The organism is Limnohabitans sp. Rim28 (assembly GCF_000293865.2).
Classification (GTDB): Bacteria; Pseudomonadota; Gammaproteobacteria; order Burkholderiales; family Burkholderiaceae_C; genus Limnohabitans_A.
On record NZ_ALKN02000005.1, the window covers coordinates 143,312 to 160,249 of the forward strand.

Below are 16,938 nucleotides of genomic sequence, written 5' to 3' on the forward strand. Positions count from 1 at the left end.
CATGCAGCTCCAAGGCCAACATGTTCTGATCCTCGGTTTGGGTGCTTCTGGCCTGGCGATGGCCCGTTGGTGTGCCCGCGCTGGAGCCGAAGTGTCCGTGGCCGACACCCGTGATGCCCCTCCCCAGTTGGCCGCCTTGCAGGCCGAGTGGCCATCGGTGCGTTTTGTTGCCGGTCCCTTGGTCGCCGGATTGGTGGAAGGCACCTCGGTGCGTGCCGTATTCCGCAGTCCAGGTTTGGCACCCGAGGTGGTTGCGCCGGTGGTGAACGCCGCGCAAGCCATGGGCTTGTGGCAAGGTGGTGAGCTGAGCCTGTTCGCGGCCGCATTGAACGACCTCTCCACACGCTGTGCGTACCAACCGCATGTGTTGGCGATCACGGGCACCAATGGCAAAACAACCGTGACCGCGCTCACGGGTCAGTTGGTGGCGCGTGCAGGCAAGTCGGTGCAGGTTGCGGGCAATATTGGCCCCACCTTGCTGGACACTTTGACCGAAGCCTTGACGCAGGCGCAAACCCAAATAGACGCTCAGGCCGCATCAGAGGTGCAAGACAACGTCGAAATCGAGTTGCCAGCGGAATCCACTTCCTCTGAAACTGAATCCAAAATCACCCAGCGACACCCTCTGGCAGCAGCCCTCCCCGAAGTGTGGGTCTTGGAGTTGTCCAGCTTCCAATTGGACAGCAGCGAGGGCTTTGAGCCCACAGCCGCCACGGTGCTCAATGTGTCGCAAGACCATTTGGATTGGCATGGCGACATGACGGCCTATGCAGCGGCCAAAGCCCGTATTTTTGGGCTTCAAACCCTGATGGTGCTCAACCGCGAAGAGCCCCAAGTCATGGCCATGCGCCCAGCGCCTGTCCGTGCAAAGTTGCAAAAACCCGTAGAACGGGAATGCCTGCTGTTTGGGGGTGACATGCCGCAGCGGCCCGGTGATTTCGGCATCGAAGTGGCCAACGGCATGACGTGGCTGGTGCGTGCACTCGAGGCCGATGAAACACGTCGCCGCCGCAAGGACCAAGACGACGATTTGCACATTCAACGTTTGATCCCTGCCGATGCCTTGCGCATTCGGGGCCGCCACAACGCTGTCAACGCCTTGGCCGCTTTGGCTTTGGCCAGCAGTGCAGGTTGCGCTTTGGGCCCCATGTTGTACGGTTTGCGCGAATACCGGGGTGAGCCCCATCGGGTCGAGCCGGTGGCCATCATCGATGGCGTTGAATTTTTTGACGACAGCAAGGGCACCAACGTGGGCGCTACGGTGGCCGCACTCAAGGGTTTGGGCGCTGATCGGCGGATCGTGGCCATCTTGGGTGGCGAGGGCAAGGGGCAAGACTTCTCGCCTTTGGCTGAGCCCATTGCACGTTTTGCCCGAGCCGTGGTGCTGATTGGCCGGGATGCCCCGCTGATTCGGGCAGCACTGCAAGACAGCGCAGCGCCATTGCACGATGCCGCAGACATGGCCTCTGCCGTGAGCTTGGCAGCCGAGTTGGCCCAAAGCGGTGATGCGGTGTTGATGTCCCCCGCCTGCGCCAGTTTCGACATGTTTGACCACTACGTGCACAGGGCCGAGGTTTTTGTCCAATCGGTCAGCCAATTGGCGGAAGCCGCCGGTGTGGCCATGGAGGGCGGGCTGTGAGCGAGGTCATGTCTTTCACCCAACGACTGCAAGCCAGTGTTGCACGCATGGGCAGTGTGTTGACGGGCGGCGCTTGGGGTGGTCAGGCGGCGTCTCAGCAAGGTTTACCGGTCAATCTGGGTGTCTACGACTTGGCCAGCCGTTCGCGGGGCCAAGGCTCGCGCATGATGGGTGTGGACCAAAGCTTGGTTTGGGTGGTCGTGGCCTTGGTGCTGTGGGGCATGGTCATGGTTTATTCCGCCTCGATTGCGATGCCGGACAACCCCCGCTTTTCACGCTATACCCATACGCACTTTTTGATCCGCCATGTCATGGCCATCACGGTCGGTTGCGTCATGGCATTGCTGGCCTTCCAAGTGCCCATGGAAACTTGGGAAAAAATGGCCAGGCCCTTGTTTGTGTTGTCCTTGATCCTGCTGGCCTTGGTGTTGTTGCCCTTTATTGGTAAAGGCGTCAACGGCGCACGGCGCTGGATTTCTTTTGGCGTGATGAACTTTCAGCCCTCAGAGTTGGCCAAGCTGGCGACCATCATTTATGCCGCCAATTACATGGTGCGCAAAATGGAAGTGAAGGAAAATTTCTTCAAGGCCGTCTGGCCCATGGGCGCAGCGGTGGGTTTGGCGGGCGTTTTCTTGTTGGCCGAACCCGACATGGGCGCCTTCTTGGTCATTGCCACCATTGCCATGGGCATTTTGTTCTTGGGCGGTGTCAACGCCCGGATGTTTTTCCTCATCTTGGGTGTTTTGATCTTGGCCTTTGTGATCATGATCGCCGAGTCGCCCTGGCGCCGCGAACGCATCTTTGCCTACCTGGACCCCTTCAGTGCCGAGCATGCCTTGGGCAAAGGTTATCAATTGACACACTCCTTGATCGCGATTGGGCGTGGCGAAGTGTGGGGCGTGGGTTTGGGCGGCAGCGTGGAAAAGCTGCATTGGCTGCCCGAGGCGCACACCGATTTCTTGTTGGCGGTCATTGGCGAAGAGTTTGGCCTGATCGGTGTGTCCTTGGTGATCTTCATGTTCCTCTGGCTCAGCCGCAGGATCATGGTGATTGGCCGTCAGGCGATTGCTCTTGAGAAAGTGTTCTCAGGCTTGGTGGCGCAAGGTGTGGGCATCTGGATCGGCTTTCAGGCCTTCATCAACATGGGTGTGAACTTGGGTGCATTGCCCACCAAGGGCTTGACGTTGCCTTTCATGAGTTACGGCGGCTCTGCCCTCATGATGAACTTGATTGCCATCGCCGTGGTGTTGCGCATCGATGCCGAAAACAAGCAAATGATGCGTGGGGGCCGCTCATGACCGCCAAACAAAAAACAGCGCTGGTCATGGCTGGCGGTACCGGCGGTCATATTTTCCCGGGTTTGGCGGTGGCTGAAGCGCTGCGCGAGGCGGGTTGGCAAGTTCACTGGCTGGGCGCGCCCAACAGCATGGAGCACGACTTGGTACCAACGCGCGGGTTTGCGTTCGAGCCCGTGGCATTTGGCGGCGTCCGTGGCAAAGGCATTCAGACCCTGGCTTTGCTGCCATTGCGCTTGCTGCGTGCGTTCTGGCAAAGCTTGCAGGTGGTGCGGCGCGTCCAGCCTGATGTGGTGTTGGGCTTGGGGGGTTACATCAGTTTTCCGGGCGGCATGATGGCCAGCCTGTGGGGCAAGCCCTTGGTCTTGCACGAGCAAAATTCGGTGCCAGGCATGGCCAACAAGATCTTGTCGCAGCTGGCAGACCGGGTGTTCACGGCCTTCCCCGGGGTTTTCAAAACCGGGCAGTGGGTGGGTAACCCCTTGCGCAGAGCTTTTACCGAGCAAGCCTCGCCCGCTGAGCGCTTTGCAGGTCGCAGTGGTCCGCTGCGCCTGCTGGTGGTCGGCGGCAGTTTGGGGGCCAAAGCCTTGAACGACATCGTGCCGCAAGCCTTGGCTTTGATGAGCCCTGACAAGCGCCCCGTCGTCACCCACCAAAGTGGTGCCAAACAAATCGATGCGCTGCGCACCAATTACCAAGCCGCAGGTGTGGAGGCCGAATTGACCCCTTTCATCGACGACACGGCCAGCGCTTTTGCGCAGGCCGATGTGGTCATTTGTCGCGCGGGTGCCAGCACCGTGACCGAGCTGGCCTCAGTGGGCGTGGCCGCCTTGTTTGTGCCTTTCCCTTTTGCGGTCGACGACCACCAAACCACCAATGCCCAGTTCTTGGTGGGCGCTGGCGGTGGATGGCTCATGCCGCAAGCCGAATTGACGGCGCAGGGTTTGGCCGATTGGTTGAGCCGCCTCGACCGCGCGCAGTTGTTGGCGGTGGCAGACAAGGCCAGTGCACAGAAAAAAAATCAGGCGACCCGGGAGGTCTTGATGGCTTGTGAGGAGTTGGCAGCATGAAACACGCCATCCGAAAAATTCACTTCATTGGTGTGGGCGGCTCGGGCATGAGTGGGATCGCCGAGGTCTTGCTCAACTTGGGTTACCAAATCTCAGGTTCAGACTTGTCAGACAGTGCCACTTTGCGCCGATTGGCCGCACTCGGCATTGAGACCCATGTGGGCCACAGTGCTGAGCACGTGAAAGACGCCGATGCGGTGGTGACTTCCACTGCCGTCAAGGCTGACAACCCCGAAGTGCAGGCAGCGCGCACACGCCACATTCCCATCGTGCCGCGAGCGGAGATGTTGGCTGAGCTCATGCGCATGAAGCAAGGCGTGGCCATCGCGGGTACGCATGGCAAGACCACCACCACCAGTTTGGTCGCCAGTGTCTTGGCCGAGGCCGGACTGGACCCGACATTCGTGATCGGCGGAAGACTCAATAGCGCAGGGGCCAATGCCAAATTGGGCACCGGTGATTACATTGTGGTCGAGGCCGACGAATCCGATGCGTCGTTTTTGAATTTGTTGCCCGTGATGGCGGTGGTGACCAACATCGATGCCGACCACATGGAAACCTATGGCCATGACTTGGCCAAACTCAAAGGCGCTTTTGTCGAGTTTTTGCACCGCATGCCTTTTTACGGCACGGCGATTGTGTGTTCAGACGATCCAGGCATTCAGTCCATCGTTGAGCGCATCGCTCGGCCCGTGACCACGTATGGCTTGCACGAAGGCGCACAAGTGCGCGCCTTGAATGTTCGGGCCGACAACGGGCGTATGCACTTCACGGTTCAACGCCGCAATGGGGTCACCTTGCCCGACATGCCCATTGTTTTGAACTTGCCCGGTGAACACAACGTCCTCAATGCCTTGGCGGCCATTTCGGTAGCGGTCGAATTGGGCGTGGACGATGCGGCTGTTCAAAGAGCCTTGGCCCAATTCAAGGGCGTTGGTCGCCGCTTTCAGCGTTATGGCGATGTCGCCACGGCAGACGGCACAGGCCGTTTCACGGTCATCGACGATTACGGTCACCACCCTGTGGAGATGGCCGCCACTTTGGCGGCAGCGCGTGGCGCGTTTCCAGGCCGCCGTTTGGTCTTGGCCTTCCAGCCGCACCGTTACAGCCGCACACGCGATTGCTTTGAAGACTTTGTCAAAGTCATCAGCCAAGGCTGTGACAGTGTGCTGTTGTCCGAGGTCTATGCCGCTGGTGAAGCCCCGATCGTGGCCGCAGATGGCCGCTCATTGGCGCGTGCCTTGCGGGTCGCGGGCAAGCTGGAGCCGGTGTTTGTTGACCAAATTGCCGACATGCCTCGCATGGTGATGGACAACGCACGCGATGGCGACGTGCTCATTTGCATGGGCGCTGGCTCCATTGGTGCCACCCCAGCCCAACTGGTGGCCTTGGCCGGTTCGGTGGCAACGCAGGAGGCTGCAGCATGACCGGTTCAAGGCTGCCATCGAATGCAAAGCTGGGCAAAGTGGCCGTGTTGATGGGCGGACGCTCGGCCGAGCGTGAGGTGTCCCTCATGTCGGGCCAGGGCGTCCTCAAAGCGCTTTTGGACAGCGGTGTCGATGCCCATGCCTTTGACCCCGCACAGCGCGACTTGATGGCTTTGAAGCAGGAAGGCTTTGACCGCTGCTTCATTGCTTTGCATGGCCGCTTTGGCGAAGACGGCACCGTGCAAGGCGCCTTGGAATTGATGGGCATCCCCTACACAGGTTCTGGCGTCATGGCGTCCAGCATGGCCATGGACAAGGTGATGACCAAGCGTGTCTGGCAAGCCGAAGGTTTGCCCACGCCGCGCCATGTGCTGGTGCATCCTGCCCAAATTGACAAACTGTCGGCCGATGAACTGATCGCTGTTTTGGGTTTGCCTTTGATCGTCAAGCCCGCGCGCGAAGGTTCATCGATTGGTGTGAGCAAGGTCACCCAAGCGGCCGATTTGCCCGCTGCATTGCGTGTAGCCGCCGCCTGCGACAGCGATATTTTGTGTGAGCAATGCATCGTGGGCGACGAGGTGACCTGCCCCGTGTTGGGTGATGGCAGCGATGCCCAAGCCCTGCCCATGATTCGGATCGTGGCGCCCGACGGCAACTACGATTACCAAAACAAATACTTCACAGACGACACGCAGTACTTGGTGCCCTGTGGATTGCCCGAATCAGAAATGGCAGCCATCGATGCCTTGGTCATCAAGGCCTACCAAGTTATGGGGTGCAGGGGCTGGGGCCGCATCGACGTGATGATCGACGCGGCTACGCGTCAGCCTTACTTGCTTGAGATCAACACCTCGCCAGGCATGACGGGTCATTCGCTGGTGCCCATGTCGGCACGCGCAGCAGGCATGTCTTACGAAGCCCTGTGCTGCCATTTGGTGGCCCACGCCAGCCTCGATTACAAAGGGGTCGCGCAATGAGCAACAGCCTGCCTTTGCCCACCGATGTTCGGCTCATGAATCTGGCGGCTGCGTTGCTGTTGCTGGTGTTCGTGGTGCTGTCTTTGGGCAGCGGGGCTTGGTGGGTGTTGCGCCATCCCGTATTTGCCATTCAATCGATCACTGTGCAGGGCGAGGTGGTTCGCAGTCATGCAGCGAGTTTTCGCAACCATGTGGTGCCGCAGTTGAGTGGTAATTTCTTCACCCTGAATTTGGCGCAAGCACAGCAGGCGTTTCAGTCGGTGCCCTGGGTCCGCGAGGCGGTGGTGCACCGCGTTTTCCCCGGACAACTGCGCTCGGTGGTGCTGGAGCATCAGCCGATGGCGACTTGGGGTGAAGAAGGCGGCAACTTCATGGTCAATGAACAGGGCCAAGTGTTTGAAGCGCCGGTGGAAGACGTGGACATCGAGAAGCTGCCGCGCATGCAAGGACCAGAGGGCACATCCCAGTTGGTCACACGCATGTACCGGGTCATGACGCCTTTGTTTGAAACCCTCGACTTCAGACTTGAAAAAATCGAATTGACGGCCCGTGGCAGTTGGCGGGTATGGACCGACAGCGGCGCACTCGTGGAGTTGGGCCGGGGTACGGAAAGCGAGCTGATGCAACGGGTGGATTTGCTCTTGAAGACATTGCCCCAGGTCACGGGTCGGTACAACCGGACACCGTTGGCTTTGTTGGGCGCTGACCTCAGACACAAAGATGGCTATGCCTTGCGTTTGCGGGGAGTGAGCACGCTGGCTGAGAACGACAAAAACGGTCTTGATGGGTCAAGACGATGACATTAAACGGAAACGGTGGTTGACATGGCAAAAGAGTACAAAGATCTGGTCATTGGCTTGGACATTGGCACCTCCAAGGTCATGGCGGTGGTGGCTGAGGTCATGCCCGATGGTCAACTCAAGATCGCAGGTCTTGGGATTGCACCCGGCAACGGCCTCAAGCGGGGCGTGGTGGTCAACATCGACGCCACAGTGCAAAGCATTCAGCAAGCCTTGAAAGAGGCCGAGCTGATGGCCGATTGCAAGATCACCCGGGTCAATTGCGGCATCACGGGCAGCCACATTCGCGGCATCAACTCGAGTGGCATGGTGGCCATCAAGGACAAGGAAGTGACCCAGGCCGACCTGGCCCGAGTGATGGAGACGGCGCGTGCCATCAACATCTCCAGCGATCAGCGCTTGCTGTTGGTCGCGCCCCAAGAATTCGTGATCGACGGGCAAGAAGTCAAAGAGCCGATTGGCATGAGTGGCATGCGCCTCGAAGCCAAAGTGCACATCGTGACCGGCGCCCAAAGTGCGGCAGAAAACATCATCAAGTGTGTTCGCCGCTGCGGCTTGGAAGTGGACCAACTGCTGCTCAACCCGCAATCGTCGAGCTTGGCCGTTTTGTCCGAAGACGAGCGCGAACTGGGCGTGGTGTGTGTGGACATCGGTGCAGGCACAACCGATGTGGCGATTTTCGCCAACGGCTCCATTCGCCATACAGCGGTGATCCCGATTGCAGGTGACTTGATCACCAGCGACATTGCCATGGCTTTGCGCACCCCCACCAAAGATGCCGAAGACATCAAAGTCGAAAGTGGCTATGCCAAACAAATGTTGGCTGATCCGAATGCGCAAGTCGAGGTACCCGGCTTGGGTGACCGGGGGCCTCGCATGCTCAGTCGTCAGGCTTTGGCTGGCGTCATCGAACCACGCATCGAAGAAATTTTCTCGCTCGTGCACCAAGTGATCCGTGAGTCGGGCTACGAAGAGGTCTTGTCTTCGGGCATCGTCTTGACCGGTGGCAGCGCGGTGATGCCCGGCATGATCGAGTTGGGCGAAGACATCTTCCTCAAGCCCGTGCGCAGGGGGCTGCCCAAATATTCTGGCGGGTTGGCCGACATGGTGAGCCAGCCCCGAGCAGCCACCGTGATGGGCTTGCTCGAAGAGGCCCGATTGGCCCGTTTGCGTGGCTACAAGGTCACGCAAAAGAAAAGCTCTGTGAACAACGCTTTCGGGCGGTTCAAAGACTTCATCGTGGGGACCTTCTGATGCGCTGGATCCTCGCATTCACGATTCGTGGCAGCCCTCTTTGGTCCAGGCCATGTCGATGTTGACAAGCCTTGACCCCCTCAAAAAAATTGACTTTAAAAAAACGTTTACAAATTCCGGCAACTGCAGATATTTAGGAGAGCACCATGACCATTGAAATGATCCAAACCGAAGAATTCAACCAAGGCACCCAGATCAAGGTGATCGGCGTGGGCGGTGGCGGCGGCAATGCTGTCGAACACATGATCGTGAGCGAGGTCCAAGGCGTTGAGTTCATTTGTGCCAACACCGACGCGCAAGCCTTGGCGCGCAGTGCTGCACACCGTTTTGTGCAACTGGGTCAGACGGGCTTGGGCGCTGGCAGCAAGCCAGACAAGGGCCGTGAAGCGGCTGAGGCGGCTGAATCAGAAATCCGTGCCGCCATCGAAGGCGCGCACATGTTGTTCATCACCGCTGGCATGGGCGGCGGCACTGGCACAGGCGCAGCCCCCGTGATTGCCAAAATCGCCAAAGACATGGGCATTTTGACCGTGGGTGTGGTGACCAAGCCCTTCGACTTCGAAGGCAAGCGCCGCATGACCAATGCCGATGAAGGCATGCGCGAACTCGAAGCCAATGTGGATTCCTTGATCGTGGTGCTGAACGAAAAACTGCTGGAGTTGCCCGGCGGTGAAGACATGACGCAAGACGAGGCCTTCTCGCACGCCAACGACGTGCTGAAAAACGCCGTCGGCGGCATTGCGGAAATCATCAACGTGCCTGGCCATGTGAACGTCGACTTTGAAGATGTGCGCACCGTCATGGGCGAGCCTGGCAAAGCCATGATGGGCACTGCAGCGGCCAGCGGCCCTGACCGTGCCCGCATTGCTGCAGAGCAAGCCGTGGCCTGTCCCTTGTTGGAAGGCGTTGACTTGAAAGGTGCACGCGGCGTTTTGGTGTTGATCAGCGCAGCCAAGGGCTCTTTGAAGTTGTCCGAGTCCAAGCAAGCCATGAACACCATACGCGACTGCGCCTCAGAAGAAGCCCACGTCATCTACGGTACGGCTTACGACGAAAGCTTGGGTGACCAGATCCGCGTGACCGTGGTTGCAACCGGTTTGCTCAAGGCAGGCGCTGTGCGTCCGGAACTCAAGGTGCTGCGCACCGGTACCGACAACGTGCCATTCATGATGGGCGGGCAAGATGCGGTGTCGGCGCCTTTGACCTCGGCCGCCAGCTTGGGTGCCAGCGGCATGAACACACCTGCCATCTGGCGCAGCAACCGCACCCATGCGGCTGCGCGAGTAGACGGTATGGCCAATGCCGGTATGGACGACATCGAGATTCCAGCTTTCTTGCGCAAGCAGGCAGACTGATCGGCCCCCCAGCCTTGGCAACACCGCAGTAAGGGTCAGAAGGGCAGCGATGCCCTTCTGGCCTTTAAAATTGGCACATGCTTGCACAACGCACACTCAAAACCTTGACCCAAGCCGTCGGCGTGGGTTTGCACAGCGGCCAGCGGGTCGAACTGACCTTGCGCCCTGCAGCACCTGACACGGGTATCGTGTTTCGCCGGGTCGATCTGCCCGAGCCTGTGGACATCCCCGTTCGCGCTGAATCGGTCACGGACACCCGCCTGGCCTCCACCATTTCAGTGGGTCAAGCCAAGGTTTTTACCGTCGAGCACCTGATGTCGGCCTGCGCAGGGCTGGGCATCGACAACCTGTATGTCGACATCACAGCCGAAGAAGTCCCTATCCTGGATGGCTCCGCCTCTTCTTTTGTCTTTTTGTTGCAAAGTGCGGGCATCGTTGAACAATCAGCACCCAAGCGGTTTTTGCGAGTGCTCAAGACCGTTCAGGTCAGCGAGGGCGAGGGCGCCAACATCAAGTGGGCCAAATTGGAGCCTTATCACGGCTACAAGCTCAGCTTCGAGATCGACTTTCGGCACCCCGCGGTGGACTCCACCGGCCAACAGGTGGTGTTTGACATGTCGGAAGGCGTGTACTCGCGCGACATTGCCCGCGCCCGCACTTTTGGCTTCACCAAAGACGTGGAAATGATGCGCGCCAACGGCTTGGCCCTGGGTGGTGGCTTGGACAACGCCATCGTCATGGACGACTACAAGGTCCTCAATGCCGATGGATTGCGTTATGACGACGAGTTCGTCAAGCACAAAATCTTGGACGCCATGGGTGACCTTTACATCGTGGGCAAGCCTTTGTTGGCCGCCTACAGCGCCTTCCGTTCGGGTCATGCCATGAACAACCTGTTGCTGCGCGCGTTGTTGTCGCAGCCTGATGCCTATGACGTGGTGACTTTCGACAAAGCCAGCCAGGCCCCAAAGGGCTTTGCGGCCCTGCAACCGGCCTGGTGAACTTTTGAGCGGCGGTGGACTGCCCGCTCAAGAACTTTTCCGTTCAAGCACCGGCCTGCTCAAGCACCCGTTGTATCCAGTTTGTCGGGCTTTTTTTGAGGCCAAAGCACACAGGCAATCGAGGCCACCATCAAGGCCACCGCAGCCCAGTCTTGCCAGTGCAAGACCTCCTCCAGCCAGACTGCACCACTGAACACGCCCAGAACGGGAATCAGCATCACGCTCAGGGTTGACGCCACGGGCGGCAAACTGCGCGCCAGATAAAACCAAGCGGCATGTGCAAAGCCAAACACCAGCACCGCATTGAACACAATCGCAAACCCGTTGGATGGCGTGGGCGCCACCCATTGATCGGACTCCAACACCAAAGCCAACACCGTCATCACCCCGGTGGTCATCAAGGTCATCCAAAAAGAAATGGCCAAAGTCGGCACGGGCATGCGGGTGCGGCGCAGCATTTGCGTGCCCAGTGCCCAGGTGCTGGCAGCCACCAAAGCCAACAACACACCGGTGGGCCTGCCACTGAGATTGGACAGTTCGTGCCACAACAACAGCACCACGCCCAGGCTGGCAGCCGCCACACCGGCCCAAGAGCGTTTGGCCAGTTGGTCACCAAAAAACCAGGCGCCCAACAAGGCCGAAAACATGGGCATGGTGTAGCCCAAAATCGCAGCCCGTCCGCTCGACAAGGATTGCACCGCGATGATGATCAGCGCGTGCCAAATGAACATGTTGAACACCGCCAACACCAGCAGCTCACGCCAATGCGCACGCGGAATTCGAAACGGCACCTTCATGGCCAGCAGCGCCAAACCCAACACAGGCGTGCCCAGCCAAAGGCACAGGCTGCGAAACGTCAGGGGTGGAAAGCCAGTGACCCCCAACTTCATGATGGGCCAGTTGATGCCCCACACCAGGGTCAGCAAAACCAGCAGGGTCCATTGTGTGGAGGTCAATTTGTGCATGGGCTGCATCTTAGACGGACCCGTGTCACTCTGCTGTCACCCAACCAGCTTCATGGCGCCCCCTTAAAATCCCCGGCATGACCTTTTTAGACATGCTGCGCGCCGCTGAGCGCCAAAACGGCTCCATGCTCTGCGTGGGCCTGGACCCCGAACCCACCAAATTTCCGGACCGCTACAAAGGCGACGCCAACAAGATCTACGACTTTTGCGCCGCCATCGTGGACGCCACGGCCGACCTGGTCAGCAGTTTCAAACCGCAAATTGCCTACTTTGCCGCCCACCGCGCCGAGGGTCAACTCGAACGCCTGATGGAACACATGCGCCGCGTGGCCCCCCAAGTCCCGATCATTCTGGACGCCAAGCGCGGCGACATTGGCAGCACGGCCGAGCAATACGCCAAAGAGGCCTTTGAGCGCTACGGCGCCGATGCCGTGACCCTCTCACCCTTCATGGGCTGGGACTCGGTGGCACCGTACCTCAAGTTCGAAGGCAAAGGCGCATTCTTGTTGTGCCGTACCTCCAACCCCGGCGGCGACGACCTGCAAAACCAGCGCCTGGCTTCGGTTGAAGGCCAACCCCGCTTGTACGAGCATGTGGCCCGCCTGGCTCAAGGCCCCTGGAACCTGAACGGCCAACTCGGTTTGGTGGTCGGTGCAACCTATCCCGCAGAGATCGAACGCGTGAGAGAACTCGCTCCCACATTGCCCCTGCTGATCCCCGGTGTGGGCGCACAAGGGGGTGACGCCGTGGCCACCGTCAAGGCCGGTTGGCGTGCCAACGCCGATGGTTCCAGCGCTGGTTCGGTCATCGTCAACTCATCGCGTGCGGTGCTGTATGCGTCCAGCGGTGACGACTTTGCTGAGGCCGCACGCCAGGTGGCCATGCAGACCCGCGACACGCTCGAAGCGGCCAAGGCCTGAAGGCCCTGATGACCACCGCCGTCAAGCCAGCAACCGACGGCATGCATCGGATGGCCCTGCTGTCATTGCTGACCGCAGTCTTTCTCGGCTCGCTCGATCAATCGTTGGCCAACACGGCCCTGCCTGCGATCGGTGCGGCCATGCAACGCACGCCTGCCGAGTCGGTCTGGGTGGTCCATGCGTATCAGTTGGCCGTGGTGGCCGTGTTGTTGCCGTTGGCCGCGTTGGGGGACCGCTGGGGCGCCCGCAAGGTGTTTCTGCTGGGCATGTTGCTGTTCAATCTGGCGGCGTTGGGCAGCGCTTGTGCCACGAGCTTGGAGTGGTTGGCCTTTTTTCGTGCCATTCAGGGTGTGGGTGCGGCAGGGGTCATGAGCGTCAATTTGGCGCTGATTCAGCGCATTTTCCCGCCTGAGAAGTTAGGGCGCGGCGCCGGGCTCAACGCCCTGATCGTGGGTTTGGGCTTCAGCTTGGGGCCGACAGTGGCCTCGTTGTTGCTGGCCGTCTTGCCTTGGCCCTGGTTGTTTGGTTTTCAGGCCCCGTTGGGCCTGATGGCCGGGTTGCTGGCGCGGCGTTACCTGCCCCGCACGGAAGCGGCAAAGACCGACGAGCCCTATGACCGTGTGCTGGCGTTGATGTCGGCTGTTTGCTTTGCCTCGCTGGTGTTCACGCTCAGTGCCATCGCGCAGCAAGAAGGTGTTGTCGTGGTGGTCGGCTCACTGGTGCTCATGTTGGGCAGCGGCTACTGCTTGTTGCGCCGCCAGCGAGGGCATGTGGCGCCTGTGCTGCCGATGGATTTGATGCGCAGGCCCTTGTTCAGCTTGTCGGTTTTCACCTCGTTCAGCGCTTTCACGACCCAGGGCTTGGCGTTCGTGGCTTTGCCTTTCTTTTTTCAACAGCAGCTGGGCCGCCCTCCCCTGGAAACGGGGGTGCTCATGTCGGTTTGGGCGCTGGTGGTGGCCATGATGGCACCCGTCGCAGGCACGCTGTCTGACCGATACCCACCCGCGATCCTGGGCGGTGTGGGCTTGAGCATTCTGAGCATGGGCATGGCCGGGTTGGGCGTGATGAGCGCTGATGTGCCGTTTGGCCTGATGGCGCTGTGCATGGCGCTGTGCGGTATGGGTTTTGGTTTGTTCCAGTCACCGAATTTGCGCGCCATCATGACCAGTGCACCTGCCCACCGCACCAGTGGCGCCAGCGGCATGGTGGCAATGGCGCGGCTGATCGGGCAGGCCAGCGGGGCGGCTTTGGTGGCCCTGTGTTTCAACTTGTTTGGGCCGCTGGGCGCAGGTCGGGCCATCCTGTTGGGGGCCGTGGCGGCAGGCCTGGGGGCTGTGCTGAGCATGGCCCGACTTCGCGCCCGGTAAGTCACGAGCCGGGGTGCTCCGCAATGAATTGACGCAGCGCAGCGTCAATACGCGTTTGCCAGCCATCGCCGCTGGCTTTGAAATGCGCAATCACTTCTGGCGATAGTCGCATGCCCACTCGCACCTTCGTAATCTCAGCTTTGGGCCTACCGCGTGGTGTCAACAAGGACTGCGTTCGTTCAGGACTGAAAAGTTGGCCGAGCACTTCACCGGCGGGTCTCGCTTTGGCCAAGTCTTCTACCGTCCAGGCCGGATTGTCTGTGTCGGGTGTGTGTGACTGGGTTTTGCGTTTGCTCATGGCGTGGAGTTTTAAGCGCTTGACTATGCGCTGATGGTTGATCAAGTCAAAGCAGATGATTTGGCTTCTTTATTGTGCCCACAAAAATAGCACACAAGAAATTTTGAGGCATCTCAATATTTGAGTCAAAAAACAATTATTCTGGTGACTAATGAGATCTAAAGTTAATGTTTTATATGGATGCATCATGCTTGCTTTTGCAATTCATCTATTTGGAGTGCGCGCAGGGGTGATTCGGGGGCTGGTACATGAATGAGCAAGCCACACCAACTTATTACGCCCACACAGGCAATCGTTCAGATGGCACGGATTGGCAGCCCCTCAAAAATCACCTCACGTCAGTCGCACAGCTGGCGCAAACCCGTGCGCAAGCATTTGGGGCCGCAGATTGGGCTCACTTGGTCGGGTTGCTGCACGACCTGGGTAAATACTCTCGAGCTTTTCAAAAGCGACTCCATGGCAGCAATGAGCGGGCCGATCATGCGACGGCAGGGGCCAAGGTTGTGGTTGATCACATCGTCGAAATCATGGGGCCGCAATTTTTGCCGTTGGGCAAATTATTGGCCTTTGCTATTGCTGGGCACCACACAGGTTTGGCCAATGGGATTGATGAAGGGCAGGAACGCTCAAACCTGAAACAACGATTGGCTCTGGAGTTTGGCAAAAACCTCCCTGCTTTGGACGAACTCTGGCGGCAAGAAATTGAGCTGCCAAAGACTTTGCGAATTCCCGCATTGAAGCCACATTTACCTCAAGGCAAGTACACCAATTTTGGCTTGATATTTTTTGCTCGGATGCTCTTTTCTTGCCTGATTGACGCAGACCGCATCGACACCGAAAACCATGCACGTTCTACCGACGGCAAAGCGCCGTTAGCGACTAATTTCCCCAACATCGCAATTCTGCAAGCTCAATTAGGCCAACATTTGCAGCAGCTGGCTAAAGGGGCAAAACAGACGGATGTAAATGTCTTGCGGCAACACATCCTGACCCATGCACGCCAACAAGCGCTCAAACCCCGTGAGTCTGGCTTGTATTCACTGACGGTGCCTACGGGCGGTGGAAAAACACTGACATCGCTGGCCTTCGGGTTGGATCATGCGGTTCAGCATCAGCTGCGCCGCGTGATTTACGTTATTCCATTCACCAGCATCATCGAGCAAACCGCCGATGTATTTCGCCAGGCCATGGGTGAACACAAAGATGCGGTGCTTGAGCATCACAGTGCTTTTGATCGTGACAAGTTGCCCGAAGAAATCAAAACGGCCAGCAAATCCCGCCAAGCGGATTACCGCGACAAGCTGCGATTGGCCATGGAAAGCTGGGATGCGCCCATTGTGGTGACCACTGCGGTGCAGTTCTTTGAATCGCTGTTCTCTGATCGCACAACGCAATGCAGAAAATTGCACAACATTACAGGAAGCGTCATCGTGCTGGACGAGGCTCAAACGCTGCCCCTGAAGCTGTTGCGGCCCATCATGGCCAGCATTGATGAATTGGCCCTCAACTATGGTTGTTCGGTGGTCCTTTGCACGGCCACACAACCCGCGCTGAAAGACAGCGATGAGTTCAACAATGGGTTCAGCAAGGTGCAGGAAATTGCACCCAACCCACAAGAGCTTTTTAAAAAACTGCGACGAACGCAAGTCCAACCTTTGGGTGTGCAAAGTGACGAGCAGTTGGTAGCGCACCTTCGTAGCCACACTCAAGTGCTAATGATTGTTAATAACCGGCGACATGCGCGTGAACTTTTCGACGGCATTGCGATCGAAGAAGGCGCATATCACCTGACCACTTCGATGTGTGCGGAACATCGAAGCGAAAAACTGGCCCAAATTCGCCAACGTCTTAAGGATGGTCTGGCCTGCCGATTGGTCGCCACGTCATTGATTGAGGCGGGGGTGGATGTGGACTTTCCCACGGTGTACCGAGCTGAAGCGGGGTTGGACTCGATTGCCCAAGCCGCAGGCCGTTGTAACCGCGAAGGCAGACGTTTGTTGGCAGACAGTCAGGTTTATGTTTTTCAAAGTCCAGATTGGAAAGCCCCGCCTGAGCTGGCGCAGTTGGCCGCCCCCATGCGCTCCATTTTGCGCAACCATGAAGGCGATGTGCTTGCGCCAGAGGCATTGAAAAGCTACTTCCAGCAGGTGTACTACGCCAAAGGTGCCGATCTGGATCATCACCAAATCCTGAACAAGATTCGCATCACCGATGGCTGTGATTTCCCGTTCCAAGACATTGCCCGTGACTTTCGCATGATCGACAGCCACATGCTGCCAATCATCGTGCCGTTTGATGACGTGGCCAGTGACAACCTTGAATTGCTGCGCAACCTGCCCGAAAACATGAGCGTAGGAAAAATCGCGCAAAAGCTGCAGCGCTATGTGGTGCAAGTGCCAGAGAGGACATTCGTGCAGCTGCTCAAGCTGGGTGCTGTCGCTGTCATTGCACCTGAGAAATTTGGCAACCAGTTTTACGAACTGGTTGCGCAATCGCTTTACAGCCCGATTGCTGGCTTGAACTTTTCAGACCCTGTTGCCATGAGCGCAGAGTCTGCTGTTTTCTAAAGA

The 16,938-nt window shown here is 58.5% G+C and carries 14 protein-coding genes and 1 pseudogene; 13 read left to right on the forward strand and 2 right to left on the reverse strand.

What is annotated here, in order from left to right; all coding sequences use genetic code 11:
- The first annotated feature begins 1 nt into the window (after position 1).
- The 9 genes from murD to lpxC all read left to right on the forward strand — a co-directional run bounded on the left by murD (position 2) and on the right by lpxC (position 10,818).
- On the forward strand, positions 2 to 1,639 hold the full coding sequence (gene murD / locus B472_RS07550; protein WP_019426604.1) for a UDP-N-acetylmuramoyl-L-alanine--D-glutamate ligase: 1,638 nt from the start codon (positions 2 to 4) through the stop codon (positions 1,637 to 1,639).
- Positions 1,640 to 1,686: 47 nt separating this feature from the next.
- Positions 1,687 to 2,937 (forward strand): putative lipid II flippase FtsW, encoded by a 1,251-nt coding sequence (gene ftsW, locus B472_RS07555; RefSeq protein ID WP_026039470.1) that lies wholly within the window; start codon positions 1,687 to 1,689, stop codon positions 2,935 to 2,937.
- Positions 2,934 to 4,004, forward strand: a complete 1,071-nt coding sequence (murG, locus tag B472_RS07560; RefSeq protein WP_019426606.1) for an undecaprenyldiphospho-muramoylpentapeptide beta-N-acetylglucosaminyltransferase — start codon at positions 2,934 to 2,936, stop codon at positions 4,002 to 4,004. Before ftsW ends, murG begins: the two co-directional genes overlap by 4 nt.
- Complete coding sequence (murC, locus tag B472_RS07565) at positions 4,001 to 5,431, forward strand: UDP-N-acetylmuramate--L-alanine ligase (protein WP_019426607.1); 1,431 nt, start codon at positions 4,001 to 4,003, stop codon at positions 5,429 to 5,431. Before murG ends, murC begins: the two co-directional genes overlap by 4 nt.
- Positions 5,428 to 6,408 (forward strand): D-alanine--D-alanine ligase, encoded by a 981-nt coding sequence (locus tag B472_RS07570; protein ID WP_019426608.1) that lies wholly within the window; start codon positions 5,428 to 5,430, stop codon positions 6,406 to 6,408. Before murC ends, B472_RS07570 begins: the two co-directional genes overlap by 4 nt.
- Positions 6,405 to 7,208, forward strand: a complete 804-nt coding sequence (locus B472_RS07575; protein ID WP_019426609.1) for a cell division protein FtsQ/DivIB — start codon at positions 6,405 to 6,407, stop codon at positions 7,206 to 7,208. The genes B472_RS07570 and B472_RS07575 overlap by 4 nt, the downstream gene beginning before the upstream one ends.
- Positions 7,209 to 7,232: 24 nt before the next feature.
- Positions 7,233 to 8,462: a cell division protein FtsA gene (gene ftsA, locus B472_RS07580; RefSeq protein WP_019426610.1), complete on the forward strand. Its 1,230-nt coding sequence runs from the start codon at positions 7,233 to 7,235 to the stop codon at positions 8,460 to 8,462.
- Between the two features lie 146 nt (positions 8,463 to 8,608).
- Positions 8,609 to 9,817 carry a cell division protein FtsZ gene (gene ftsZ / locus B472_RS07585; protein WP_019426611.1) on the forward strand — a complete coding sequence of 403 codons (1,209 nt, stop codon included), beginning with the start codon at positions 8,609 to 8,611 and terminating at the stop codon, positions 9,815 to 9,817.
- Between the two features lie 77 nt (positions 9,818 to 9,894).
- Positions 9,895 to 10,818 (forward strand): UDP-3-O-acyl-N-acetylglucosamine deacetylase, encoded by a 924-nt coding sequence (lpxC, locus tag B472_RS07590; RefSeq protein WP_019426612.1) that lies wholly within the window; start codon positions 9,895 to 9,897, stop codon positions 10,816 to 10,818.
- 59 nt (positions 10,819 to 10,877) lie between these two features.
- Here lpxC and B472_RS07595 read toward each other — a convergent pair whose 3' ends face one another.
- Entirely contained in the window at positions 10,878 to 11,783 is a 906-nt protein-coding gene (locus tag B472_RS07595) for a DMT family transporter (RefSeq protein WP_026039471.1), read from the reverse strand.
- A gap of 77 nt (positions 11,784 to 11,860) precedes the next feature.
- Between B472_RS07595 and pyrF the strand changes: the two genes are divergently transcribed.
- A complete protein-coding gene (gene pyrF / locus B472_RS07600; protein WP_026039472.1) occupies positions 11,861 to 12,703 on the forward strand; it encodes an orotidine-5'-phosphate decarboxylase in 843 nt (280 codons plus the stop codon).
- A gap of 8 nt (positions 12,704 to 12,711) precedes the next feature.
- Positions 12,712 to 14,070, forward strand: coding sequence for an MFS transporter (locus B472_RS07605; RefSeq protein ID WP_019426615.1), 1,359 nt, complete (start codon positions 12,712 to 12,714; stop codon positions 14,068 to 14,070).
- Between the two features lies 1 nt (position 14,071).
- Here B472_RS07605 and B472_RS07610 read toward each other — a convergent pair whose 3' ends face one another.
- Positions 14,072 to 14,368, reverse strand: coding sequence for a BrnA antitoxin family protein (locus B472_RS07610; RefSeq protein ID WP_040505893.1), 297 nt, complete (start codon positions 14,366 to 14,368; stop codon positions 14,072 to 14,074).
- Between the two features lie 248 nt (positions 14,369 to 14,616).
- Between B472_RS07610 and B472_RS17325 the strand changes: the two are divergent.
- Both B472_RS17325 and cas3 read left to right on the forward strand, forming a co-directional pair.
- Positions 14,617 to 15,192, forward strand: a pseudogene (locus B472_RS17325) (CRISPR-associated endonuclease Cas3''); the annotation flags it as partial.
- Positions 15,193 to 15,339: 147 nt separating this feature from the next.
- On the forward strand, positions 15,340 to 16,935 hold the full coding sequence (gene cas3, locus B472_RS07615; RefSeq protein WP_238147409.1) for a CRISPR-associated helicase Cas3': 1,596 nt from the start codon (positions 15,340 to 15,342) through the stop codon (positions 16,933 to 16,935).
- Positions 16,936 to 16,938 lie beyond the last annotated feature (3 nt).